Origin of the sequence: Streptomyces spinosisporus, assembly GCF_022698145.1 — a bacterium.
GTDB lineage: Bacteria > Actinomycetota > Actinomycetes > Streptomycetales > Streptomycetaceae > Streptomyces > Streptomyces spinosisporus.
This window is the reverse complement of the sequence record NZ_JALDAX010000034.1, coordinates 1-25,121: the sequence shown is the minus strand read 5'-3', so window position 1 is coordinate 25,121 and position 25,121 is coordinate 1. Positions and strand designations below refer to the sequence as shown.

Here is a 25,121-nt window from a genome sequence, read left to right as displayed (position 1 = left end):
CACCGCCCAACCCACGGTTGCCAGGCTGTTGCTGTCTGTACAACCTGATGGGAGCGGCCCGTGACTTTCGGTGAGCAGCCGGCCTACCTGCGCGTCGCGGGTGATCTTCGCCAGAAGATCATCAATGGTTCGCTGCCCCCGCACACCCGCCTCCCCTCCCAGGCCAGGATCCGCGAGGAGTACGGCGTCTCGGACACCGTGGCGCTGGAGGCGCGCAAGGTGCTGATGGCGGAGGGTCTGGTCGAGGGCCGCTCCGGTTCGGGGACCTACGTCCGCGAGCGCGCGGTCCCCCGCAGCGTGGCCCGCTCCGGGTTCCGCCCGATCGGCGGGGCCACCCCCTTCCGCCAGGAGCAGGCCGACGGCGACGGACGCGGCACCTGGGAGTCGAGCAGCGCCCAGACGGAGGCGAGCGCCTCCGTCGCCGAGCGGCTCGCCATCGAGCCCGGCGACCGCGTGATGTGCACGCGGTACGTCTTCCGGGAGTCCGGCGAGGCGATGATGCTCTCCACCTCCTGGGAGCCCCTCGCGGTCACCGGCCGCACCCCCGTGATGCTCCCCGAGGAGGGCCCGCTCGGCGGCATGGGCGTCGTCGAGCGCATGGCGGCGATCGACGTGATCGTGGACAACGTCACGGAGGAGGTCGGCGCCCGCCCCGGCCTCGCCGAGGAGCTGCACGCGCTGGGCGGAGTCCCCGGCCATGTCGTCCTGGTCATCCAGCGCACGTTCTTCGCGTCCGGCCGCCCGGTCGAGACCGCCGACGTCGTCATCCCGGCCGATCGCTACCGCGTCGCGTACCACCTCCCAGTGAAATAGCGCACACCTTTACGGCGCCGCGGCCCGCGCCTGCGCGCCACGACCCCTTCGCACGCCCTCGGAACCGGCCCGCACGCCGGTGGAATCTGGCCGTTCTCGCAGGTCGCCCCGAGTGGTGCCCGTCATGCCGCTGACCGGATGCGTCGCTGCCCGCGCACGGCGCATCCAAGGTCATGCGCCCCCTCCGGCCTGGCCGGTTGCGTACCTCTTTGTGAAAAGTCGTATTCGCTGCGTAAAGGTTAGGCGTAGGCTCGGGCATATGCGGATTGCGGTTTCCTTAGCGGACCGGGCAAGGCACGAACCGCGGACGGAAGGCGGTCGGGCCGGGACGGGAAGAAGGGGTGGGGCGTGATGAACGACGGCACGATCACTCTTCCCTGGCTCGTCATACGACAGGACGACAACGGCAACCGCTACCGCGTGGGCCGGTACGCGACCCGGGCCGAGGCCCAGAAGATCGCGGACAGCCTCGGCGGCGGACACAAGCAGCTGTACTGGGTCGAGCGGATCGGACAGAGCGGAGACGCCGTCCGCAACTGACGGCCCGCACGTGACGGCCCACCCGCGGGGCCTCGGTGTGCCGCCCCCGAGGTCCCGTAGGCTCCCGCCCATGACGGAACGGATCGTGGTGGTGGGAGCCGCCCTGTTCGACGCCGGCCGCCTGCTCGCAGCACGCCGCAGCGCACCCCCCGAGCTGGCCGGCCGCTGGGAACTGCCCGGCGGCAAGGTCGAGCCGGGCGAGAGCCCCGAGGCCGCCCTCGTGCGCGAGCTGCGCGAGGAACTCGGCGTGGACGCCGAGGCCGTGGCGCGCGTACCGGGGGAGTGGCCCCTGAAGCCGCCGTACGTCCTCCAGGCGTGGACCGCCCGGCTGCGTCCCGGATCCGCCGACCCCAAGCCCCTCCAGGACCACGACGAACTGCGCTGGCTCGCCCCGGACGAGATCTGGGACGTCGACTGGCTGGACCAGGACGTCGCCGCGGTGCGCGAGTTGAGCGCACGGCCCGGCGGCGAGATCCGCTGAACACCCCCGTACGCCGTTGGTGCCACAGTGCGCCCCCGCGGACGGTACTGCGAACCGGATATCGGGTATGTGCCCATTAACCCCACGAATCCGGACATGGGTGGGCTTCTGGCCTGGGAAGTGATCGGCGTGATCGACACCGAAGGCGACTGCGCCGAGTGGAGCTTTCCCGCGGAGCCGGGTGCCGTCCGCAACGCCCGGGCCGCCGTCCGCGGCCAGTTGCACCACTGGCAGCTCGACATCCTCGGCGATCTCGCGGCCCTGCTGGTCAGTGAACTGGTGACCAACTCCCTTCGGCACGCCACCGGTCCCATCGGCGTGCGCCTCGTACGCCCCGCCGATCGGGCCGACGTCCTGCTGGTCGAGGTCTCCGACCCGCTCCCGGACCCCCCGCGCGAGCGCGTCGCCGGCCTCGATGACGAGAGCGGACGCGGACTGCAACTCGTCGCCCTCTCCTCGCGCCGATGGGGTACCCGGCCCGGAGCGGCGGGCAAGACGGTGTGGTTCGAACTCGCCGTGCCGGGCGACCCCGGTCCGGGACCGTTGCGGCGGGCGCGGTAAGCCCGGCGGACGCGGTCAGCGTGGCGACCGCGGTTCGGGCGCTTTACGGCCGGTTCGGATCTGTCCGCGGAGGCTGTACGAGGGCTCCCGCGCTGTCGCCCCACTGGTTCAGGCCGGTGGAAGTGTGGGACGGGCGTGATTCGACGAGGTGTTGGCTGGTTAGAAGACTGGAAGTGTTCTCGCAGCCGGGACCGAAAACCGTCGGGACCGTGCTGTGATCGTGAACACCGTGTTGCGCGGCGCCGTAGTGCTGGATACTGCGGGCAGCCGCCCCCGGTGACCGATGCCGGACGCGGTGAGCTGGAGGGGACGGTTCGCGTGAGCGAGATACCAGCGAAGGCCACGGAGTCCGAGGACCCGTCGGACGGCGCGAGGGCTGAGGCCGCGGGTGATGCCGTGGCCGACGCGACGAGCGGCGCGACGGGGGCGGACCCGTCCGCCCGTGAGGAGTTCTCCTCGGCGCGCCCGGGCAGCCGGGACACCGGCCTCGGCGACGACGTGCCCGCCGGTGACGCCATCTGGCAGAGCAGCCCGCCCGGTTCCATGTACGACTACATCAAGGTCGCGTCCTTCTCCATCGGCCCCGACGGGCTCGTCGACCAGTGGAGCCTGCGCGCCGAGCAGCTCCTCGGGATCCCCGCCGAGCGGGCGGTCGGCATGGACCCCATTGAGGCGTTCGTCGACCCCGGCCTGCATGAGCAGGGCCAGCGCAAGATGGCCGAGATCCTCGACGGCCGGGAGTGGACCGGCGTCGTCCCCTTCCGCAAGCCCGAGACGGCCGAGGAGGACGGCGGCCAGGAAGCCCTCGCCGAGGTCTACGTCATGCCGACGCGGACCGAGGAGGGCGAGAAGGCCGCCGTCTGCATCGTCGTCGACGTCCGCACCCTGCGCCGTATCGAGACCGACCTCGCCGCATCGCAGTCCATTTTCGGTCAATCTCCTTTCGGCTTCCTGCTGATCGACCCCGACCTGCGAATCCGCCGCGCAAACCAGCAGTTCGCCAGCACCTTCGGCGGCACGCCCGACGACCACCGCGGCCGCGGCGTCCACGACTATCTGCGCAGCCCCGAGGCCGAGCGGGTCTCGGCGACCCTGCGCCGCGTCCTGGAGACCGGCGACTCCATCACCGACATGCACGTCACGGGTTTCGTGCCGGGCTCGCAGGACCGCCGGCACTGGTCCATCAACCTCTACCGCGTGCACAGCGGCTCCGGCCGCCCCATCGGCATCGCCTGGCTGGGAACCGACATCACCTCCCGGCGCGCCGCCGCCCGTGAGGCCGCCGCGGCACGGCGCAATCTCGCCCTTCTCAACGAGGCCGGCGCCCGTATCGGCAACTCCCTCGACCTGGAGACCACCGCCCGCGAACTCCTCGACGTCGTCGTCCCCGGCTTCTGCGACCTCGCCACCGTCGACCTCTACCGCGGTCTGCTGGCGGGCGACGAGGCCCCGCCCGGGCTCGCCGACGGCAGCGCGGAGCTGCGCCGGGTCGCGTTCGCCAGCGCGGTCTCCGACGCGCCGTTCGTGGGCGGCGGAGCACCCGTCGCCGTGGGCGCCGTCCACCACTACCCCTTCAACTCCCCCTGCGCGGACGCCCTGCGCACCGCGCGCCCCCAGCTCGTCCCCGCCGAGGAGGGCGGCCTCGTCCAGTCCACGCTGGCCGTGCCGATGGTCGCCCACGACACCGTCGTAGGACTCGCGCAGTTCGCCCGGACCAAGGGCAGCGAGCCGTTCGGGGACCGGGACCGGGATCTCGCGGTGGAGCTCGCGGCGCGTGCGGCGGTCTGCATCGACAACGCGCGGCTGTACCGCCGCGAGCACGAACGCGCCCTGATACTGCAGCGGTCGCTGCTTCCGCCGGGCGACCCGGTGGCCTCCGGACTGGACATCGCCTGCCGCTATCTGCCGGGCAACTCCTCCGCCGATCGGCCCAGCGAGGTCGGCGGCGACTGGTTCGACGTCATAGAACTGCCGGGACACCGTACGGCGTTGGTGGTCGGGGACGTCATGGGGCGCGGTCTGCGGGCGGCCGTGGCGATGGGTGAACTGCGTTCGGCCGTAAGAACCCTGGCCCTCCTGGACCTCGAACCGGCGGAAGTGCTCAGTGCGTTGGACGAGATCGCGCGCGGCCTCGGCGCCCCCGGGGGTGTCCAGCAGGCGACCCGCGCGGCCCGCCGCCCCCGCGAGGCGGACCTCTCCGAGGTGTACCTCGCGACCTGTGTCTACGCCGTCTACGACTCCGTCACCCGCCGCTGCACCTTCGCCAACGCGGGCCATCTGCCGCCCGTCCTGGTCGAGCCCGGCGAGGACGCGCTGATGCTCGACGTGCCGCCGGGCATGCCGCTCGGGGTCGGGGGCGAGCCCTTCGAGGAGGTGGAGGTCGAACTGCCCGAAGGGGCCCTGCTGGCGCTCTACACGGATGGATTGGTCGAAAGCCGCGATCACCCCCTCGACGAGGGGCTGCAGGCCTTCGTCGGAGCCCTCACGGACCCGACCCTCCCGCTGGAGGACGTCTGCGACCACGTGTTGAACACCCTCGACACCCATCACGGCGAGGACGACATCGCGCTGCTGATGGCCCGCGTCCAGGGCCTGCCCACCGACTCCGTCGGCGACTGGACGCTGCCGCGCGAGCCGCGCAGCGTGGGGCGGGCCCGCGAGTACGCCCGCGGGCAGTTGCTGTCGTGGGACCTCGAACCCCTCGTGGACACCACGGAGTTGCTGGTCAGCGAGCTGGTCACCAACGCCCTGCGCTACGGCGAGGGCGAGATCAGACTACGGCTCCTCCTCGACCGCACCCTGGTCTGCGAGGTCTGGGACTCGGGACTCGTGCAGCCACGCCGCCGCCGCGCCCGCGACACGGACGAGGGCGGGCGGGGCCTCCAACTCGTCGGCCTGCTCAGCGCAGCCTGGGGCTCACGCCGCACCCCGCGCGGCAAAACGGTGTGGTTCGAACTCCCCCTACCGGACGGAGAGACGGGCCTCACGGACCCGGCGGAGGCGTTGCTGAGCCTGTTCTGAGGGTTTTGGTGGGCCTCAGTTCGGGGGGTCTCGGGCGTGCGTGGGTGTGGGGTTTGGCGGGGGTCGTGGGTGGTCCCGTTTGGTGGGCCTCGGCTCGGGGGTTTCTCGGGCGTGGGTGTGAGGAGCTGCCGGAGGGCGTGGGTGGTTCCGATAGGTGGGCTGCAGCCCGGCGGACTTCTCGGGCGTGCGCGGGTTTGGGGAGCCGGCGGAGGTCGTGGCTGGTCCGGCTCGGTGGGCTCCGGCCCGGGGTTCTCTCGGGCGTGCGTGGGTGTGGGGTTTGGCGGGGGTCGCGGGTGGTCTTGTTTGGTGGGCCTCAGACCTGTGGCTTTCCCCGGCGGGCGCGGGTCTGGGGGCCGCCGAAGGATGCGGGCGGGCCGCCGTCGGGGCCGCCGCCCAGGAGGATGCCGCCGATGACGGCTCCGGCGGCTCCGCTCGCGTGCTCGGCCGCGCCGGCGATCGGGTTGCCGTACATCCGCACGTCCTGTTCGGCGAGCGCGAGGGCCTGACGGGCCAGGGCGTCGGCGGTGAGCGGGTCGGGCGGCTCCGCGGCGAGCAGCCGCTCGGCCTCCGCCAGCCGGGTGCGGGCAGTGCTGCCCAGGGCGCCCCGGTGCGCCTCGACGAAGCCGTCCGCAAGGGCGACGGCACTGCGCGCGGCGAGCAGCGCGCCGACCGGCAGCGCTCCGGCCCGCCCCGCCGTCACCGGCGCGACCGCCTCCGTGATCCTCCTCAGAGCACCGAGAGGGTCGTACGGCCCGCGGGCCACCTCCTCCCGTACGGCGGCCAGGACGAGGCCGGCGTGCGCGGTGAGGGAGTGCAACTCACCGGAGGTGAGAGCCCCGCCCGCGTCCTGCGCGGCTGCGTCTAGCGCCCCTGCGTCCTGCGCACCCGCCCCTCGCGGGCCCGCGCCCAGCACGCCCGCCCTCTGTGCGCCTGCCTCCTGCTGGTCCGCGTCCTGAGCGCCTGACTCCTGCCCGTGCGCGACTTGCCCGTCCGCGTCCTGCGTGCCTGACTTTTGCGCGTCCGTGTCCTGCGCGCCCGACTCCTGCTCGTCTGCGTCTTGCGCGTCCGACTCCTGCGCACCCGCGCCTAGCGCGCCCGCCCGCTGTGCGCCTGCCTCCTGCCTGCCCGCGTCCTGCGCGCCTGCCTCCTGCCTGCCGGCGCCCTGCCCGTCCGCGTCTTGCCCGCCCGCGCCCAGCGCACCCACCTCCTGCGCACCCACCTCCTGTCCGCCCCCACCCTGCGCACCCACCTCCCACGCACCCACCTCCTGTCCGCTCCCACCCTGCGCACCCACCTCCCACGCACCCACCCCCTGCCCACCCCCACCCCGCGCCCTCACCCCCTCCGCAGCCGCAACTTCCGCCTCCGCCTCGGTCAGCGCGGCCGGGATCAGTTCGGCGGCTGTGGTCAGGTCGGTCGACAGCCGTTCGATGCAAGACACGAATATTTCCGCCTGGGCGGTGGCGCCCTCGGCGGCGCGTAGGTGGCGTGTTGCGCCCTCCCTGTCGGCCAAGTCGGCTCGCTGGCGGGCCTGGTTGAAGTTGACTGTGGCGAAGACCAGGCGGTCCTTGGCCTGTTCCAGGTGGCCGGTGACGGCGGCGGTCGCGGTGTGGCCGTGGCGGTCGGTGGCGGCGGCCAGGGTCGTCTCCGCGGCCGCGGTGCGCGCCGTCAGGTCCCGGAAACGGGCCTCGGCGGGCTCCAGTGCCTCGTCCAGGCCACCCTGCAGCGGCGTACGCAGCAGGTCGAAGGCGAGGGCCTCCACGTCCAGTCGCCGCCCCGCCTCCCGGCACCGCCCGACGATCCCCGCGAGCGCGTGCCGCCGGGACGTCTCGTCCGCGGGCACCCCCTCGTCGTACTGCTGCCGCATCCTGAAGGCCGCCGACAGCTCGGACGCGGCATCCCGCACGGCGAGCGCGAAGGGCTCCACGGCGTCGGCCCCGCACTGCGCCTCGGCGAAGCCGAGCTCCTCCCGGCTGGTGCGTACGCAGTCGTCGGCCTCCACCAGCGCCGCCCGCGCACGCTCGTCGTCCTCGGAGAGCGGCCCCGCGGCGGGACCGGCGACGGCGACCGCGCCACCCGGCGTCGTACGGGTCCGGGCCCGCCGCGTGCGCCGCACATAGCCGTATCCCGCGAGCGCCACCACCACGACGACCACCGCCACCGGCAGCACCAGATCGGTCGCCGACGTCTCGTCCCGTGCCGCCGCGGCGGCGGCCGGAACCGGCACGACGTTGTTGATCGTCATCCACGGCAACACCAGCCACGCCACACCGGCGAGGCCACCCACCAGGGTGTGCGCCACCCGCAGGCGTATGTGGGAGGTGGCGCGCCGCGGTCGGCTCCGAGTCGAGGATGACGTCACATTTCGGAGCGTATGAGCAGGAATGCGGGCGCGCGACCGGGATACGTCCGGCGTGGGGCCGGGGTGACACAGGGGGTCGGATGGGCACGGACGAAGCAGGCCGAGGGGGAGCGAGCATGGACCAGCAGACCGCTGAAGCGGAGACGGACGCGCAGAGCGCCGACGATGCGGAGCACGCGACGGACACCGAATCCGGAAGACCCCGATGGCCCCGCCGCCTCAGACGCACCGCCCTCGCCCTGGTCCTCGTCCTCCTCGTCCCCCTCCTCGCCGCCGAGACCGCGCTGCGCGTGAACTACACCGGCGACCCGGCGAAGGGCACGTACACCAGGAACCGCGACGCCATCTGGCTCGGCCACGCCTGGGTCGACGGCCGCAAGAGCGACGCGGACGTCACCGCGCTCGCGGGCCGTCTGAAGGAGACCGGCATCCACGACCTGTACGTGCACGCGGGCCCGCTGGAGCACGACGGAACCCTCCCGAAGTCGGCGTATCCGAAGGCGCGCCGGTTCATCGACGCCGTGCACCGCGCGGCCCCCGGCATCCGCGTCCAGGCCTGGCTGGGCGACGTGCTCGCCACCGAGGGCCCCGAGGGTCTGCGCCTGGAGCGGCCCGCGACGAGGGCCGCCGTGGTCGCCTCCACCCGCCAGATCCTCGCCACGGGTTTCGACGGCGCCCACTTCGACCTGGAACCCCTCCACTCGGGCGACCGCGACTACCTCACGCTCCTGGACGCCCTGCACAAGGTCACCGCGGCCGCTGGCGTCCCGCTCTCCGTCGCCGCCCACCAGATCGACCCGCTCCCTGCCTTCCACTCGATCTGGGGCACGCTCACCAACCACCCCAAGTGGTGGTCCCAGGCGTACTTCGGCCAGGTCGCGCGCCGGGTCGACCAGATCGCCGTGATGTCGTACGACACCATGCAGCCGCTCGACACCCTGTACGGCGGCTATGTCGCCCAGCAGACCTCGCTCGCCCTGGAGGTCACCCCGAAGTCCACGGACCTCCTGATGGGCCTGCCCTTCTACCACGAGAACCGCTTCGGCCACTGGGCCCACGCCGAGACGGCCTCCGCCGCCGTCCGCGGGGTCCGTCTCGGCCTCTCCCGCACGGACCCCGGCCGCGAGCGCTTCGGCGTCGCCCTGTACGTCGACTTCGCCGCCACGGAGCAGGACTGGCGGGCGTATCAGGACGGCTGGGTGCGCTGACGGCCAGGGCCCGCCCGGCTAGGAGGACCTCCTCCTGATCTTCGAGCCCAGCCACACCAGCGGGTCGTACTTGCGGTCGACCGCCCGTTCCTTCAGCGGGATCAGGGCGTTGTCCGTGATCTTGATGCCCTCGGGGCAGACCTCGGTGCAGCACTTGGTGATGTTGCAGTAGCCGAGGCCGTGTTCGTCCTGGGCGGTCTTCTTGCGGTCGAGGCCGTTGTCGGAGGCCGCGTCCAGGGGGTGCATGTCCAGTTCGGCGACGCGCATCAGGAAGCGCGGGCCTGCGAAGGCGGGCTTGTTCTCCTCGTGGTCGCGCACCACATGGCAGGTGTCCTGGCACAGGAAGCACTCGATGCACTTGCGGAACTCCTGCGAGCGGTCCACGTCCTCCTGCATCATCCGGTACTCGCCGGGGCCGAGTTCGGCCGGCGGCACGAAGGCGGGGACCTGCCGCGCCTTGGTGTAGTTGAAGCCGACGTCGGTCACCAGGTCGCGTACGACGGGGAAGGCGCGCAGCGGGGTGACCGTGATCGTCTCCTCCCGCGTGAAGACCGACATGCGCGTCATGCACATCAGCCGCGGGCGGCCGTTGATCTCCGCCGAGCACGAACCGCACTTGCCCGCCTTGCAGTTCCAGCGCACGGCGAGATCGGGGGCCTGGGTGGCCTGGAGACGGTGGATGATGTCCAGCACCACTTCACCGTCGTTGACCTCGACTTCGAAGTCCTTCAGGCCGCCGCCCTCGACATCGCCGCGCCACACCTTGAAGCGGGCCTTGTAGCTGCTCACTCGTACAGCTCCTCTTCGGCGAGGTACTTGACCAGCTCCTCCTTGTCGAAGAGAGCGAGCAGGTCGGCGCGGATGGGGTCGGTGGTCTCGCGGGTCAGGGTGATCTGGCCGCGGACCGGGTCCGTGGCCGCCAACCCGCCCGTGGGGTCGGTCAGTCGGCACAGCAGGTTGATGTTGCGCCACTTGCGTTCCATCGTCGGATGGTCCTCGCGGGTGTGGCCGCCGCGCGACTCGGTGCGCTCCAGGGCGGCCCGCGCCACACACTCGCTGACCAGCAGCATGTTGCGCAGGTCGAGGGCGAGATGCCAGCCGGGGTTGAACTGCCGGTGGCCCTCCACGCCGGCCCTGCGGGCCCGTACGCGAAGGTCCGCCAGCTTCTCCAGGGCCTGCTCCATCTCGCCCTCGCGGCGGATGATGCCGACCAGGTCGTTCATCGTCTGCTGGAGCTCCTGGTGCACGGTGTACGGGTTCTCCGGCGGGCGTCCGTCGTCCTCGCCGGGTGCCGGTCCCTCCGCGGAGAACGGCCGCAGGGCCTCCGCCGCGGCCGTGTCGATCTGGACCTCGTCCACCGGCGGGCGGGCGCCCGAAAGGCCGGTCGCGTACTCGGCCGCGTGCCAGCCCGCCCGGCGTCCGAACACCAGCAGGTCGGACAGGGAGTTGCCGCCCAGCCGGTTCGAGCCGTGCATGCCGCCGGCCACCTCGCCGGCCGCGAACAGCCCCGGCACCCCGCGCGCTGCCGCCGAGTCGGAGTCGACCGCGATGCCGCCCATCACGTAGTGGCAGGTCGGCCCGACCTCCATCGCCTCAGCGGTGATGTCCACGTCGGCCAGCTCCTTGAACTGGTGGTACATGGACGGCAGTCGGCGCTTGATGATCTCGGCGGGCATACGCGTCGACACGTCGAGGAACACCCCGCCGTGCGGGGAGCCGCGGCCCGCCTTCACCTCGGCGTTGATGGCGCGGGCGACCTCGTCGCGGGGGAGCAGTTCGGGAGGACGCCGGTTGTTCTCCGGGTCCTCGTACCAGCGGTCCGCCTCCTCCTCCGACTCCGCGTACTTCTCCTTGAAGACGTCGGGGATGTAGTCGAACATGAACCGCTTGTCCTCGGAGTTGCGCAGCACCCCTCCGTCGCCGCGCACGGACTCCGTGACGAGGATGCCCTTCACCGACGGCGGCCAGACCATGCCCGTCGGGTGGAACTGCACGAACTCCATGTTCAGCAGCGGCGCCCCGGCCAGCAGCGCGAGCGCGTGCCCGTCGCCGGTGTACTCCCACGAGTTGGACGTCACCTTGAAGGACTTGCCGATGCCGCCGGTCGCGATGACGACTGAAGGGGCCTCCAGGACCATGAAACGGCCCGTCTCACGCTCGTAGGCGAAGACACCCGAGACCCGCGAGCCGTCCTTCAAAATGCGGGTGACCGTGCACTCCTGAAAGACCTTCAGGCGCGACTCGTAGTCACCGGTCTCCTTCTTGTCCTCCTGCTGCAGTGAGACGATCTTCTGCTGCAGCGTGCGGATCAGCTCCAGGCCGGTGCGGTCGCCGACGTGCGCGAGGCGCGGGTACTCATGGCCGCCGAAGTTGCGCTGGGAGATCTTCCCGTCCTTCGTACGGTCGAAGAGGGCGCCCCAGGTCTCCAGTTCCCACACCCGCTGCGGGGCCTCCTGGGCGTGCAGTTCGGCCATGCGCCACTGGTTGAGGAACTTGCCGCCGCGCATGGTGTCGCGGAAGTGGACCTGCCAGTTGTCGTGCTCGTTGACGTTGGCCATGGCGGCCGCGATGCCGCCCTCGGCCATCACGGTGTGGGCCTTGCCGAACAGGGATTTGCAGATGACTGCCGTACGGGCGCCTCGCTCGCGCGCCTCGATGGCCGCGCGCAGTCCGGCGCCCCCGGCGCCGACCACGACGACGTCCCACTCCTGGCGGTCGACCACGGACATCAGATGGCACCCCTCATTAGAAGAACCGCGGATCGTCGAAGGCGCCCGAGGCGAGCAGATAGACGTAGAAGTCGGCGACCGCGACGCTCACCAACGATGCCCAGGCGAGCAGCATGTGACGGGCATTCAGCTTTCCGACGAACTTCCAGGCCTGGTAGCGCACAGGATGCTTGGAGAAGTGCTTGAGCTTGCCGCCGACGATGTGCCGGCACGAGTGGCAGGAGATCGTGTACGCCCAGATCAGCACGATGTTGATCAGGAACACGACGGTGCCGAGGCCCATGTGGCCCCAGTTCTCGTCCGTGTCGCGGAAGGAGAGCACCGTGTCGTACGTCAGCACTGCGGCGACCAGGATCGCCGCGTAGAAGAAGTACCGGTGGATGTTCTGCAGGATCAGCGGGAAGCGGGTCTCGCCGGAGTACTTCTTGTGCGGCTCCGCCACCGCGCAGGCCGGCGGGGACGCCCAGAAGCCCCGGTAGTAGGCCTTGCGGTAGTAGTAGCAGGTCAGGCGGAAGCCCAGCGGGAAGATCAGGATGATGATCGCCGGGGAGATCGCCCACCAGCTGCCGAAGAGGTCGGCGTTGGGGCCCGAGGGCATGTTCTTGCAGTTCTCCGCCAGACAGGGCGAGTAGAACGGTGAGACGTACGGCGCCGAGTAGTAGTCCGCGTTCGCGAAGGCCCGCCAGGTCGAATACACGATGAAGGCCAGCAGACCGGCCGCGGTGGCGGCGGGAGCCAGCCACCAGCGGTCGGTGCGCAGATGCGGGGCGTCGATCGCGGCGCGCGTACCGGTCCGTACGCCGCCGCTGTTCAGATGTGGTTCCGTACCAGTGGCCAACTCATGACTCCGGTCGGGTTCAGGGGGCGTGGCGGTCGCGGGCGCCGAGTCCTTCGTCGTCCGTGTCGATCCACAACGAGGGGTCGTACGGGGTGTCGGGGATGGTGACCAGCTCGGGCTTGCGCGGGGCGGACGGACTCGCCGCCGCCGAGCGCAGGAGCGCGACGCTCTCCCGCAGGTGATCCGCGTCGGTCCGGACACGGCGCATGTCCAGCCCGTCGCTGCCCAGTTGCTTCTCCAGGCGACCCATGGAGCGGGACAGCTCGTCCAGGCAGCGCTGCATTGTCGTCAGGTCGTCTTGCACGGACATGACGTGACCTCACTTCCATGGGCCGTCGGGCCCCAGGTGGCTACGTTCATGCGCCTGCGAGTGTTGCGCGTCACACCTGCCGGTGGGAAGGGATGTGCAGCGATTGGCGGATTGCACGCCTCCATGTGCACGCCCGCATGCGCTCTGTATGCGCCCCCGGCGTACGTTGCGCCACACGGGTGAGCTTGCCCGCGCCCGCCGCCGTGTCGCCGGAAAGAGGCGAACCCTTTCCTCTTCAGTGGGGCCAAAGATCTGATCAGCTCCAAAATACCGCCAAATGTGATCAGATCCCCACTTGTCGCCGGCCGGAGCGGCTGCTCGGAGGTAGGAACAGATGTCCCACGACGGCGTCGGACCCATGTCTGTCCGTCCCAGCGCTGCACTGCGATCGGCCGCGTTCCTCGTCGCGGGCGCGCTCGCGGTGTCCGCGCTCGCCGGGTGCAGCTCCAAGGACCCGGCGGGCAAGCCGCTCGCGGGACCGGACATCGCACCCGCCGCCCGTGACCTGATCGTCGACGGCGGCAAGCTGCGCTGGGCCGTGGACAGCGTGCCGGAGACGCTCAACACCTTCCAGTCGGACGCCGACGCCGTCACGAGCCGCGTCGCACAGGCCGTCCTACCGTCCATGTACCGGATGGACGCGAAGGGGCGGCCGCAGCGCAACGCCGACTATCTGGAGTCCGCCAAGGTCGTCGACACCAAGCCCAAGCAGGTCGTGCTCTACAAGCTCGACCAGCAGGCGGTGTGGAGCGACGGCCGCGAGATCGGCGCCGCCGACTTCGCCGCCCAGTGGCGCGCCCTGTCCGGCAAGGACAGCTCCTACTGGACGGCCCGCAACGCCGGCTACGACCGCATCGAGAAGGTCGAGCGCGGCGCCAACGACCTCGAGGTCAAGGTCACCTTCACGCGGCCGTACGCCGACTGGAAGTCGCTGTTCACGCCGCTGTACCCCAAGGAGGTCATGGGGACGCCGGACGCCTTCAACGACGGCGCGCGCAAGAAGCTCAAGCTCACCGCCGGGCCCTTCGCGCTCAAGCTGGTCGACACGAAGAACGAGCAGGTCGTCCTGGTCCGCAACCCCCGCTGGTGGGGCCGGCCCGCCAAGCTCGACGAGATCGACCTGAAGGCCGTGCCGCTCGACGAGCGGGCCGAGGCGCTGGCCGACGGCAAGCTCGACCTGGCCGAGATCGACCCGTCCGACGCCGACCGCTTCACCCTGGCCGGCCGGGCCAAGGGCACCAGCACCCCGCTCATGGGCCCGGGCAAGCGGCGCACCCCCGCCAAGGCCCTCCAGGACTTCACGGTCCGCAAGTCGCTGGAGCCCGCCTACACCCAGCTCGCCCTCAACGGCTCGATGGGCCCCCTCGCAGACGAGCGCGTGCGCAGGGCCGTGGCCCGCGCCCTCGACCGCACCGCGCTCGCCCAGACCGTCCTCAAGCCGCTCGGACTGCCCGCGGTGCCCGTCGGCAGCCACCTCGCGCTGTCCGGGCAGGCCGCCTACGCCGACGGCAGCGGGGCGCTCGGCCACCAGGACACCGCCAAGGCCGAGGCGCTGCTCGCGGACGCCGGGTGGGTGCGCGGGGGACCGGTGAAGGAGCAGCAGAAGGAGGCCGAGAAGGCCGCCGGCGCCAAGGGCAAGAAGGCCGACGACGAGTCCGAGGGCGGCGACGAGGGGACGTACATCGTCGGCGAGGACGACAAGGACAACAAGGACGACACGAACGGCGAGAACGGCAAGAACGGGGACGGCCGGGGCGACGACAAGGACGCCAGGGACCACACCAGGACGCAGGCGCAGGAGAGCGGCAGGCACCTGGAGGACGGCAAGCAGTACGCGCGGCAGCACGGCGGTGCCCCCGGCGCCTACGCACCCAAGGGCACCGCCGCCCCGGCGGCCGTCGGGGCCGGGACGCTGGCCAAGGACGGCAAGCCGCTCGCCCTGCGCTTCGTGCTCCCCTCGGGAACCGGCTCGGACGTGCTGGGCACCGTGGCCGACCGGATCGGCCGCATGCTGCAGAAGGTCGGCATCACCACACAGATCACCAAGGTCTCCGACGAGAGCTACTTCAAGGACCACATCGCGGCCGGGCAGTTCGACCTCGCCCTGTACTCCTGGCCCGCCTCCGCCTTCCCCGCCACCGACGCCCGCCCCGTCTACGCCAAGCCGGTCCCGGCCGCGGACGGCTCCCTCGACGTCCAGCAGAACTACACCCGCGTCGGCACCGACCAGGTCGACCAGCTCTTCGACCAGGCCTCCGCCACGCTGGACGGCGGCAAGAACCACTCCCTGATCCGCAAGGCCGACTCCCGGATCTGGGCCGCCGCCGGCTCCATCCCGCTGTATCAGCGCCCCCAGCTGACGGCCGTGAGGAAGAACCTGGTGAACGCCGGGTCGTTCGGCCTGACGACCCCGGTCTACGAGGACCTGGGCTTCCTCAAGAAGGGTGCGAAGCCGTCGGCGAGCCCCTCCGGCGACTGAGCCGCGCGGCCCTGCGGAGGCCGCCCCACCCGGAGCCACGTACCATGGGGTAAGGCCGTGGCGTGTCAAGCCCGGCAGGGCCCGCGTCACACGGACGTACGCACAGGCCTTCCTCACACTCCGGGAGTACGCCGCACTATGGCTGTGACCTCTACGCGTCACGACATCCGCAACGTCGCCATCGTCGCCCACGTCGACCACGGGAAGACGACCATCGTCGACGGCATGCTGAAGCAGGCCGGTGCCTTCGCCGCGCACCAGCTCGAAGGCGTCGACGACCGCATGATGGACTCGAACGACCTGGAGCGTGAGAAGGGCATCACGATCCTCGCCAAGAACACGGCGGTGAAGTACCACCCCAAGGACGGCGGGGAACCGATCACGATCAACATCATCGACACCCCCGGCCACGCCGACTTCGGCGGCGAGGTCGAGCGTGGTCTGTCGATGGTCGACGGTGTGGTCCTGCTCGTCGACGCCTCCGAGGGCCCGCTCCCGCAGACCCGCTTCGTGCTGCGCAAGGCGCTGCAGCAGCGGCTGCCCGTGATCCTCTGCATCAACAAGACGGACCGCCCGGACTCCCGGATCGACGAGGTGGTCAACGAGACCTACGACCTCTTCCTCGACCTGGACGCCGACGAGGAGCAGATCGAGTTCCCGATCGTCTACGCCTGCGGCCGTGACGGCATCGCCTCGCTGACCAAGCCGGAGGACGGCACGGTCCCGGCCGACTCCACCAGCCTGGAGCCGTTCTTCTCCACGATCCTGGAGCACATCCCGGCCCCGACCTACGACGAGGAGGCCCCGCTCCAGGCGCACGTCACCAACCTGGACGCCGACAACTTCCTCGGCCGTATCGCGCTGCTGCGCGTCGAGCAGGGCGAGCTGCGCAAGGGCCAGACCGTGGCCTGGATCAAGCGCGACGGCACCGTCTCCAACGTCCGCATCTCCGAGCTGCTGATGACCGAGGCGCTCACCCGCAAGCCCGCCGAGAAGGCCGGCCCGGGCGACATCTGTGCCGTCGCCGGCATCCCGGACATCATGATCGGCGAGACCCTGGCCGACCCCGAGAACCCGATTCCGCTCCCGCTGATCACGGTGGACGAGCCGGCCATCTCCATGGTCATCGGCACCAACACCTCCCCGATGGTCGGCCGCGGCGGCTCCGGCAAGGGCGCCGACGCGAAGGCGGCCGTCAAGGACCGCAAGGTCACCGCCCGCCAGGTCAAGGACCGCCTCGACCGCGAGCTGATCGGCAACGTCTCGCTGCGCGTCCTCGACACCGACCGGCCCGACGCCTGGGAGGTCCAGGGCCGTGGTGAGCTGGCGCTCGCCATCCTCGTCGAGACCATGCGCCGCGAGGGCTACGAGCTCACGGTCGGCAAGCCGCAGGTCGTCACCAAGGACGTCGACGGCAAGGTCTACGAGCCGGTCGAGCGCATGACGATCGACGTGCCCGAGGAGCACATGGGCGCGGTCACCCAGCTCATGGGTGTGCGCAAGGGCCGGATGGACAACATGTCCAACCACGGCTCGGGCTGGGTGCGCATGGAGTTCGTGGTGCCCTCGCGCGGTCTGATCGGCTTCCGTACCGAGTTCCTCACGCAGACCCGCGGCACCGGAATCGGCCACTCCATCCACGAGGGCCACGAGCCCTGGTTCGGCACGCTGACCACGCGCAACAACGGTTCGCTGGTGGCCGACCGCTCCGGCTCGGTCACCGCGTTCGCGATGACGAACCTCCAGGAGCGCGGCGTGCTGTTCGTGGAGCCCGGCACCGAGGTGTACGAGGGCATGATCGTCGGCGAGAACTCCCGCGCCGACGACATGGACGTCAACATCACCAAGGAGAAGAAGCTCACCAACATGCGGTCCTCGACGGCCGACGTGGCCGAGTCGATCGTGCCGCCGCGCAAGCTGTCGCTGGAGCAGTCGCTGGAGTTCTGCCGTGACGACGAGTGCGTCGAGGTGACCCCGGAGGCGGTCCGGATCCGCAAGGTGAACCTGGACGCCCGCGAGCGCGCCCGCGCCGCGAGCCGCGCCAAGCACGGCTGACCCCGAGCGGGTTGGAGCCCGGTCGCCCCAAGTGTGGGGGCGGCCGGGCTTTTTGCAACCCGTTTTCGGGCCGATGCCGTCCGGAATGCGGACCGATGCGCCCGATACCCATGTAACAAGTCCGTTTCGTGGCCATCTCCTCCCGAACAGTTTGTCCGAGTTTTGGAAGTTCTACGCGGCAGCTGTGACTGAATTGAGATTTACAGCGGGTGGTCGGTCCCTTGCTCATGGCAGATAGTTAGCCGCGTAGCTCGGGTCAACGGGTCCAGCGCTGTGGGGACAGCGCCGACTCACGAGCGCCAGGGGGCGTCTGACCCTCCGTCAGGGGTGTCGGAGGCCGGACATGTGCCCCTACCTGTTGGTGAACACGTGGAGTCATGAGGAGGAGCCCCATGCGCGGTGCCGTGAAGGCAAGGTGGTTCGGCTCGCCGCTTCCAGCTGTGTGATCAGGTCCTGTAACTACGCGCGTCTCCCAGGGAGTTCGCGCGTCAGCGCGGTACCGGGAACCTCTCACATCCACACCTGTGAAATGGGCGAACTGTGACAAGTCCTATCGACGTCGAGGACGGCGGTACCTCGGTCGTCGTCGACGGTGCGATCCAGCTGGCGACGACACCCGAGGCCAAGGAGCTCCAGGGCCGGTCCCCCGGCCAGTTGATGTGGATCCGCTTCAAGCGTGACCGCACCGGCGTGATCTCGGCCTGCGTGGTGATCTTCTTCTTCCTGATCGCCGCGGCCGCCCCGCTGATCGCGAAGCTCTACGGCAAGAACCCCTACACGGTCTACGCCGACGAACAGCCGGAGCTCTTCGACAGTGCCGGTGTGCCGGTGCAGCCCAACGGCGGCATCAGCAGCGAGTTCTGGTTCGGCCTCGAACCCGGCAACGGCTACGACGTGTTCACCAAGCTCCTCTACGGCATCCGCACCTCGCTGATGATCTCCCTGGCCGTCACGGTCGCGACCGTACTCACCGGCATCCTGCTCGGTGTGACGGCCGGCTATCTCGGCGGCAAGACCGACTACTTCATCAGCCGGGTCATCGACTTCCTGCTGGCCTTCCCGGCGCAGCTGTTCTTCATCGCGAGCATGCCGGTCGTGGTGTCGCTGTTCGTCAGCCCGACCGACGAGACACCGGTCTACGTCCGGGTGGTCGCGCTGATCATGGTGCAGTGGTTCCTGGGCTGGATGAGCCTCGGACGCATTCTGCGCGGCACCACACTGGCGCTGCGAGAACGGGAGTTCATCGAGGCGGCCCGGGTCAGCGGCGCCCCTCCCTGGCGGATCATCCGCCGGGAGATCCTGCCGAACGTGGTCACGCCGATCCTCGTCCAGGGCACCTATATGCTGCCCAACTTCGTGACCGCCGAGGCCGGTCTGTCCTTCCTCGGCGTGGGCATCGTCGAACCGACGCCGGACTGGGGCCAGATGTTCTCCAAGGCGTCGACCGAACTCGTGATGCAGAACGACATCACCTACATGTTCTTCCCGGGCATCTCGATGATCATCTTCATCGTGGCGTTCAACCTGCTCGGGGACTCGGTCAGGGACGCCTTCGACCCCAAGACGGCGCGCTGACCCACGGATTGGGCGTCCTCGCCCGGATACCGGATTGGCACACCTTCGCACTGGTGAACACAGATGGGTGGAAACTGAGTGATGAGTAAGGGCGGACGCCACGCATACGCCGCACTCTCCGTGCTTGCGGCCGGCGCACTCGTGCTGACCGGTTGCAGCAAGGGCGGCAGCGACACCGGCGACAACAAGAAAGAGGACAAGGAGAACGCCCAGCGGCAGCAGGCGTCGATCAAGTTCGGCGGCGCCGCGGACTCCCAGGGGCCGGCGGCAGCGGTACCGGGCGCGAAGAACGGCGGCACCATCAACGTGCCGCAGCGCGACAGCTTCGCCCACCTGGACCCTGGGCAGATCTACGTCAACAACGAGAGCACGGTCGCCCAGCTGTTCCACAGAGGGCTCACCGGCTTCAAGGCCACCAGCAACGACGGCTCCAAGCACGAGGTCGTCGGTGACCTCGCCACCGACTCCGGCACCACCACGGACGGCGGCAAGACCTGGAAGTACACGCTCAAGGACGGCATCAAGTGGGAGGACGGCTCGCCGATCACCTCCAAGGACGTCCGCCAGACCTTCGAGCGGCTCTTCGCGCCGTTCATCAACCAGGGCCCGACCTACATCCAGCAGTGGCTGGCCGACAAGCCGGGCAGCGACTACCGCAAGCTGCTGCCGGACGGCCCGTACAAGGGCAAGCACCTGCCCAACAGCCTGCTGGAGACGCCCGACGACAAGACGATCGTCTTCCACTTCAAGACGCCGCACCCCGACCTGCCGTACGCGCTCGGCATGGTGGGCTACGCGATCGTCTCCCAGAAGGGCGACACCAAGGAGAAGTACGACAAGAAGCCGGTGACGAGCGGCCCGTACAAGATCCAGTCGTTCAAGTCCGGCAAGTCGATGGTGCTGGTGAAGAACGCCAACTGGGACCCGAAGACGGACCCGCTGCGGCACCAGTACGTCGACCAGTTCAACATCACGTTCAACCAGCAGTTCGAGGACTCCACCAAGGCGCTGCTCGCGAACGGCCCCAGTGACCAGACCTCGGTCAGCTTCCAGAACTCGGTCGACGCGGGCAACCTCTCCAAGGTGCTCAGCGACCCGAAGATGAAGTCCCGTACGGTCAAGGGCTACCAGCCCTTCGTCGGCCAGATGAACATCAACCTCAGCCACCCGGCGATGCAGGACAAGAAGGTCCGCGAGGCCATCGCCTACGCGCTGCCCGTCTCGCCGTTCCAGCGCGCCTACGGCGGCGCCGACGCGATGGAGATCCCCGGCGGCATCATCAGCCCGACCGTCAGCGGCTACGACCCGAACTTCGACCCGTGGGGCAGGAAGGAAAAGCCCGCCGGTGACCCGGCCAAGGCCAAGAAGCTGCTGCAGGAGGCCGGCAAGGTCGGCATGAAGCTCACCTTCGGCTACATCAACTCCCAGGAGGGCCAGGCCTACTCCACCGCCATGGCGGCGGGCCTGAAGAAGGCGGGCTTCGACGTCCAGCGCCAGGAGATCCCGGCCGAGTCGTTCTACGACCAGGTCAGCAAGATCAAGAACAACTACGACATCTTCAACACCAACTGGGGCGCCGACTGGCCGTCCGCGTCGACGGTCATCCCGCCGCTGTACGACGGCCGGCAGATCGCCGACGGTGCGTCGAACTACTCGCAGCTCAACGACCCCGAGGTGAACAGCGAGATCGACCGCATCAACAAGATCACCGACCCGGTCAAGGCCGCGGCCGCGTGGGAGAAGCTCGACAAGCACCTCGTGAAGGACATCATCAACGTCGTCCCGACCGGCTACTTCAAGCAGGTCCAGATCGCCGGTTCGAAGATCGGCGGCCTCGCGTACGACGACGTCCTCGCGAGCGTCGACCCGCGTCGTCTGTACGTCAAGTAACCCCTGCCCGCCCGGTGTCCGGCGCGTCCCGCCCCTGTGCGGTGCGCGCCGGGCACCGCCCGGTCCGCTGACGCCTGAGAGCTGCCACTGCCATGCTGCGCTTCCTCGTCCGCCGGTCGCTCGGCGCCCTCGTCATCCTCATCCTGCTGAGTATCGTCGCGTTCCTGCTGTTCTTCGGCATGCCGAGGGACCCGGCGCTCCTGATGTGCGGCAAGGGATGCACGCCGGCCAACATCGAGAACATCCACCATGTGCTCGGACTCGACAAGTCGATCCCCGAGCAGTACTGGATCTTCCTGCACAACCTCGTGGTGGGCAGCAACGACTTCGCCCAAGGGCCGTGCCCCGCCCCCTGCTTCGGGTACTCGTACCACACCAACGAGCAGGTCTGGGGCACACTGATGGACCGGCTGCCCACCACCCTCTCGCTCACCCTGGGCGGAGCCGTCTGCTTTTTGGTCCTGGGACTGGGCACCGGCCTGATCGCCGCCTGGAAGCGCGGCACGCTGGTCGACAAGACCTTCACGGCCGGGGCCATGGTGATCAGCTCGATGCAGATCTACTTCCTCGGCCCGCTCGCCCTCGCGATCCTCGTCTACCAGACCCGCATCTTCGACAAGCCGGCGTACAACCCCATCTCGTCCGATCCGGTCGCGTGGTTCACCGGGCTGATCGTCCCCTGGGTGGTGCTGTCCACGATCTTCGCCTCGCAGTACACCCGTATGTCGCGCTCGTCGATGATCGAGCAACTCCAGGAAGAGCATGTGCGCACCGCCCGCGCGAAGGGCATGTCCAGCCGCTACGTCTTCTTCCGCTACGCCTGGCGCGGCTCGCTGATCCCCATCATCACCATCTTCGGCATCGACCTGGGCTCACTGCTCGGCGGTGCCATCATCACCGAGTACACCTTCGGCCTTCCGGGGCTCGGCCGGCTCGCCGTGGAGGCGGTGTCCTTCAGCGATCTGCCGCTGCTGCTGGGCGTGATGCTGTTCTCGGCCACCATGATCCTGCTCTGCAACATCGTCGTCGACGCCGCGTACGCCTTCATCGACCCGCGCGTGCGGCTCGCCTAGGCCGGGTATGAGGAGACTGCCGTGACCACTGTGACCAAGGAAGCAGGGGCTCCCGTACCGGCCGACGCGGGTGCCTTCCTCTCGGTGCGCGACCTGCATGTCAGCTTCAAGACCGAGGACGGCGTGGTGAAGGCCGTCGACGGGCTCTCCTTCGACCTGGAGCGCGGCAGGACGCTGGGCATCGTGGGCGAGTCGGGTTCGGGCAAGTCCGTCACCAATCTGACCATCCTCGGTCTGCACAACCCGATGTTCACCACCATCGAGGGCGAAATCCTCCTGGAGGGCCAGGAGTTGACGACGGCCCGGGAGTCGGAGCTGGAGAAGCTGCGCGGCAACAAGGTCGCGATGATCTTCCAGGACCCGCTGACCGCGCTGTCGCCGTACTACACGGTGGGCCGGCAGATCGCCGAGCCCTTCATGAAGCACACCGGCGCCTCCAAGAAGGCCGCCTGGGACCGCGCGGTGGAGATGCTCGGCAAGGTCGGCATCCCCAACCCCAAGGAGCGGGCGGGCGACTATCCGCACCAGTTCTCCGGCGGTATGCGCCAGCGCGCGATGATCGCCATGGCGCTGGTCTGCGACCCCGACCTGCTGATCGCCGACGAGCCGACGACGGCCCTGGACGTGACGGTCCAGGCGCAGATCCTGGATCTGCTGAAGGACCTGCAGCAGGAGTTCGGCTCGGCGATCATCTTCATCACGCACGACCTCGGGGTCATCGCCGACATGGCCGACGACATCATGGTCATGTACGCGGGCGGGGCGGTGGAGCGGGGCACGACGGCTGAGGTGCTGCGGTCGCCGCAACACCCGTACACCTGGGGCCTGTTGAACTCGATGCCGCGCCTCGACTCGGACCTCTCCGCGCCCCTCGCGCCCATCCCGGGCACGCCGCCCTCCCTGCTGAACCCGCCCTCGGGCTGCCGCTTCCACCCGCGCTGCACCTTCCAGGACCGGGTCGACGGCAACCGCTGTGTCACCGAACGCCCGCTGCTGGCCCCGGACCGCGCGTCCGCGTGCCATCTCACCGCGGAGCAGAAGCGAACCATTTTCGTGGAAGAGATCAGGCCCCGGCTGGGCTAGGAGGAGACCCAATGACAGAGGACCTCGTCCTCCCCGCCCCCAGGGACGCCGCCCCCGAGGGGGAGCCGCTGCTCGAAGTCAGCGGGCTCACCAAGCACTTCCCGGTCAAGGGCGGCTTCCCGATCCGGCGGACGATTGGCGCCGTGCAGGCGGTGGACGGCATCGACCTGACCGTGCACGTCGGGGAGAGCTTCGGTCTGGTGGGGGAGTCGGGCTGCGGCAAGTCGACCACGGGCCGGCTGATCACGCGGCTGCTGGAGCCGACAGCGGGCAAGATCTCCTACCGCGGGCAGGACATCACCCACGCGGGCCGCAAGGACCTCGCACCCATCCGTTCCGAGATCCAGATGATCTTCCAGGACCCGTATTCGTCGCTGAACCCGCGGCAGACGGTCGGGAAGATCATCTCGGGCCCGATGGAGATCAACGACATCAACCCGGAGGGCGGCCGCGAGAAGCGCGTCCGTGAACTCCTGGAGATCGTCGGCCTGAACCCGGAGCACTACAACCGCTTCCCGCACGAGTTCTCGGGAGGCCAGCGCCAACGTATCGGCGTTGCCCGTGCCTTGGCCCTCGAACCGAAGCTGATCGTCGCGGACGAGCCGGTCTCGGCGCTCGACGTCTCCATCCAGGCGCAGGTGGTGAACCTGCTGCAGGAGGTCCAGAAGGAACTGGGCATCGCGTTCCTGTTCATCGCCCACGACCTGGCCGTCGTACGCCACTTCTCGCACCGCGTGGCGGTCATGTACCTCGGCAAGATCATCGAGGTCGGCGACCGCGCGTCCATCTACGCCCGCCCCCGCCACCCCTACACCCACGCCCTCCTGTCCGCCGTCCCTGAGGTCAGCCTCTCCGAGGCCGAGGACGCGGGCCCACGCGAGCGCATCCGCCTCGCCGGCGACGTCCCGTCCCCCATCGCCCCACCCTCCGGCTGCCGCTTCCGCACCCGCTGCTGGAAGGCGCAGGACGTCTGCGCGACAGAGGAGCCGCCCCTGGTGCAGCTGTCCGGCAACCGCGAGGGCCACCTGACGGCATGCCACTTCCCGGAGGAGCCGACGATCGAGGCGCGGGACGAGGACATCGTGATGGATCCGGCGTTGGCGGCGCTGGAAGAAGATGCTGTGGACGGGGACTGAAGGGGGTCAGGGGTTCTCGACGGTCGGCGCCTTCAGGGCGCTGATGAAGAGGGCGAAGGGGGCCGCCGGGATGGTGAGGATGCCGGCGGTCGGGGCTTTCGAGTCGCGGATGGATATGTGGGTGGGGTGGGGGGCTATCTCCACGCAGTTGTTGCCGTCGCCGCTGCCGGAGTAGGACGACTTCCGCCAGTTGTCGAGGGTGGTCACGGCGCGCCTCACAGTTCATTCACCAGGGTGTGGATGAAGTCACGCGACCGTTCGGGGTCGAGTGACGCAGCCTCCACCTTACGGAAGAGCGTTCGAAACGCGCCGAGTTGGGCCTCGGAATCAATGAAGGCCGCGCCCTGCGGTGCGTCACGCAGAGCTGTGTCGAGCTTGGGGACGGCACCACCCACGTACATCATCGCGTTCGTGGCTCCGGCGAAGCCCTCCAGGTGGAAGGGAATGACCCGCACGGTGATGTGGTCCGCCTCGGAGAGTTCCAGTACACGGGCGAGCTGCTCCCGCGCGGAGGCCCTGCTGGCGACCATGATGCGCAGTGCCGCTTCGTGGATCACGGCCTCGTACCGGGTGAGTGCCGGCTCTTCGAGGATCACCTTGCGTTGCAGCCGATGCCGTACGCGCAACTCCAGGTCTTCCTTGGGTAGTTCGGGAACCCGGTACGAGAAGATGGCCCGGGCGTAGTCCTCCGTCTGGAGGAGTCCGGGAACGTGCAGGAACTCCACGTCGAGCCGGTACGCGGAGTGGTGCTCCAACTCGGCCAGGTCCAGGAACGACGTCGGCAGCAGGCCCCGGTACTCCTCCCACCAGCCACGGGTCCGGTCCGTCGCCATGGCCACCAGGGCCGCGACCAACTCGTCGTCCGTGCACGAGTAGTGAGCGGCGAGCTGCCGTACGCGCGCCGCGCTCACGCCGGCCAGCCCGCTCTCGATCTGGCTCACCCGCGCGGCGTCGGTCCCGAGGAGTG

20 protein-coding genes are annotated in these 25,121 nt (G+C 69.6%); 13 read left to right on the top strand and 7 right to left on the bottom strand.

The window, feature by feature from the left end:
- Window positions 1-60: 60 nt before the first annotated feature.
- From MQN93_RS42645 to MQN93_RS42625, 5 genes are all read left to right on the top strand, one after another.
- Window positions 61-813 (top strand): GntR family transcriptional regulator, encoded by a 753-nt coding sequence (locus MQN93_RS42645; RefSeq protein WP_242713747.1) that lies wholly within the window; start codon window positions 61-63, stop codon window positions 811-813.
- Window positions 814-1,164: 351 nt separating this feature from the next.
- Window positions 1,165-1,353 (top strand): SPOR domain-containing protein, encoded by a 189-nt coding sequence (locus tag MQN93_RS42640; RefSeq protein WP_016437772.1) that lies wholly within the window; start codon window positions 1,165-1,167, stop codon window positions 1,351-1,353.
- Window positions 1,354-1,423: 70 nt separating this feature from the next.
- Window positions 1,424-1,834 carry a (deoxy)nucleoside triphosphate pyrophosphohydrolase gene (locus tag MQN93_RS42635; protein WP_242713746.1) on the top strand — a complete coding sequence of 137 codons (411 nt, stop codon included), beginning with the start codon at window positions 1,424-1,426 and terminating at the stop codon, window positions 1,832-1,834.
- Window positions 1,835-1,930: 96 nt separating this feature from the next.
- Window positions 1,931-2,395 (top strand): ATP-binding protein, encoded by a 465-nt coding sequence (locus MQN93_RS42630; protein ID WP_051183704.1) that lies wholly within the window; start codon window positions 1,931-1,933, stop codon window positions 2,393-2,395.
- A gap of 318 nt (window positions 2,396-2,713) precedes the next feature.
- Window positions 2,714-5,416: a SpoIIE family protein phosphatase gene (locus tag MQN93_RS42625; RefSeq protein ID WP_242713745.1), complete on the top strand. Its 2,703-nt coding sequence runs from the start codon at window positions 2,714-2,716 to the stop codon at window positions 5,414-5,416.
- Window positions 5,417-5,729: 313 nt separating this feature from the next.
- Here MQN93_RS42625 and MQN93_RS44120 read toward each other — a convergent pair whose 3' ends face one another.
- Window positions 5,730-7,778, bottom strand: a complete 2,049-nt coding sequence (locus MQN93_RS44120; RefSeq protein ID WP_308404521.1) for a hypothetical protein — start codon at window positions 7,776-7,778, stop codon at window positions 5,730-5,732.
- 116 nt (window positions 7,779-7,894) lie between these two features.
- Between MQN93_RS44120 and MQN93_RS42610 the strand changes: the two genes are divergently transcribed.
- Window positions 7,895-8,986, top strand: a complete 1,092-nt coding sequence (locus MQN93_RS42610; RefSeq protein WP_242713743.1) for a glycoside hydrolase family 18 protein — start codon at window positions 7,895-7,897, stop codon at window positions 8,984-8,986.
- Between the two features lie 18 nt (window positions 8,987-9,004).
- Here MQN93_RS42610 and MQN93_RS42605 read toward each other — a convergent pair whose 3' ends face one another.
- From MQN93_RS42605 to MQN93_RS42590, 4 genes are read right to left on the bottom strand one after another with little or no spacing between them, the layout of a single operon-like run.
- Entirely contained in the window at window positions 9,005-9,775 is a 771-nt protein-coding gene (locus MQN93_RS42605; protein WP_016437778.1) for a succinate dehydrogenase/fumarate reductase iron-sulfur subunit, read from the bottom strand.
- Window positions 9,772-11,715 (bottom strand): fumarate reductase/succinate dehydrogenase flavoprotein subunit, encoded by a 1,944-nt coding sequence (locus MQN93_RS42600; RefSeq protein WP_242713742.1) that lies wholly within the window; start codon window positions 11,713-11,715, stop codon window positions 9,772-9,774. Before MQN93_RS42600 ends, MQN93_RS42605 begins: the two co-directional genes overlap by 4 nt.
- Window positions 11,716-11,731: 16 nt before the next feature.
- Window positions 11,732-12,553, bottom strand: a complete 822-nt coding sequence (gene sdhC / locus MQN93_RS42595; RefSeq protein WP_242713741.1) for a succinate dehydrogenase subunit SdhC — start codon at window positions 12,551-12,553, stop codon at window positions 11,732-11,734.
- A 19-nt stretch (window positions 12,554-12,572) separates the two neighbouring features.
- The gene (locus MQN93_RS42590; RefSeq protein ID WP_016437781.1) at window positions 12,573-12,863 is read right to left on the bottom strand and encodes an Rv0250c family protein; all 291 of its coding nucleotides are present in this window, start codon (window positions 12,861-12,863) and stop codon (window positions 12,573-12,575) included.
- Between the two features lie 334 nt (window positions 12,864-13,197).
- Between MQN93_RS42590 and MQN93_RS42585 the strand changes: the two genes are divergently transcribed.
- The 7 genes from MQN93_RS42585 to MQN93_RS42555 all read left to right on the top strand — a co-directional run bounded on the left by MQN93_RS42585 (window position 13,198) and on the right by MQN93_RS42555 (window position 24,154).
- A complete protein-coding gene (locus MQN93_RS42585) occupies window positions 13,198-15,342 on the top strand; it encodes an ABC transporter family substrate-binding protein (RefSeq protein WP_242713740.1) in 2,145 nt (714 codons plus the stop codon).
- A 138-nt stretch (window positions 15,343-15,480) separates the two neighbouring features.
- The gene (gene typA / locus MQN93_RS42580) at window positions 15,481-17,397 is read left to right on the top strand and encodes a translational GTPase TypA (RefSeq protein ID WP_016437783.1); all 1,917 of its coding nucleotides are present in this window, start codon (window positions 15,481-15,483) and stop codon (window positions 17,395-17,397) included.
- 540 nt (window positions 17,398-17,937) lie between these two features.
- Complete coding sequence (locus MQN93_RS42575; protein WP_242713739.1) at window positions 17,938-18,972, top strand: ABC transporter permease; 1,035 nt, start codon at window positions 17,938-17,940, stop codon at window positions 18,970-18,972.
- A gap of 81 nt (window positions 18,973-19,053) precedes the next feature.
- Window positions 19,054-20,862, top strand: coding sequence for an ABC transporter substrate-binding protein (locus MQN93_RS42570; protein WP_016437785.1), 1,809 nt, complete (start codon window positions 19,054-19,056; stop codon window positions 20,860-20,862).
- A 92-nt stretch (window positions 20,863-20,954) separates the two neighbouring features.
- Window positions 20,955-21,935, top strand: a complete 981-nt coding sequence (locus tag MQN93_RS42565) for an ABC transporter permease (protein ID WP_242713738.1) — start codon at window positions 20,955-20,957, stop codon at window positions 21,933-21,935.
- 21 nt (window positions 21,936-21,956) lie between these two features.
- On the top strand, window positions 21,957-23,018 hold the full coding sequence (locus MQN93_RS42560; RefSeq protein WP_242713737.1) for an ABC transporter ATP-binding protein: 1,062 nt from the start codon (window positions 21,957-21,959) through the stop codon (window positions 23,016-23,018).
- An 11-nt stretch (window positions 23,019-23,029) separates the two neighbouring features.
- Window positions 23,030-24,154 carry an ABC transporter ATP-binding protein gene (locus tag MQN93_RS42555; RefSeq protein ID WP_242713736.1) on the top strand — a complete coding sequence of 375 codons (1,125 nt, stop codon included), beginning with the start codon at window positions 23,030-23,032 and terminating at the stop codon, window positions 24,152-24,154.
- Window positions 24,155-24,160: 6 nt separating this feature from the next.
- On the opposite strand, the gene MQN93_RS42550 is transcribed toward MQN93_RS42555, so the two are convergent.
- Both MQN93_RS42550 and MQN93_RS42545 read right to left on the bottom strand, forming a co-directional pair.
- Window positions 24,161-24,361, bottom strand: a complete 201-nt coding sequence (locus tag MQN93_RS42550; RefSeq protein ID WP_242713735.1) for a DUF397 domain-containing protein — start codon at window positions 24,359-24,361, stop codon at window positions 24,161-24,163.
- Window positions 24,362-24,369: 8 nt separating this feature from the next.
- On the bottom strand, window positions 24,370-25,121 hold a 752-nt coding region (locus MQN93_RS42545), incomplete at its 5' end, for a DUF5753 domain-containing protein (protein WP_242713734.1).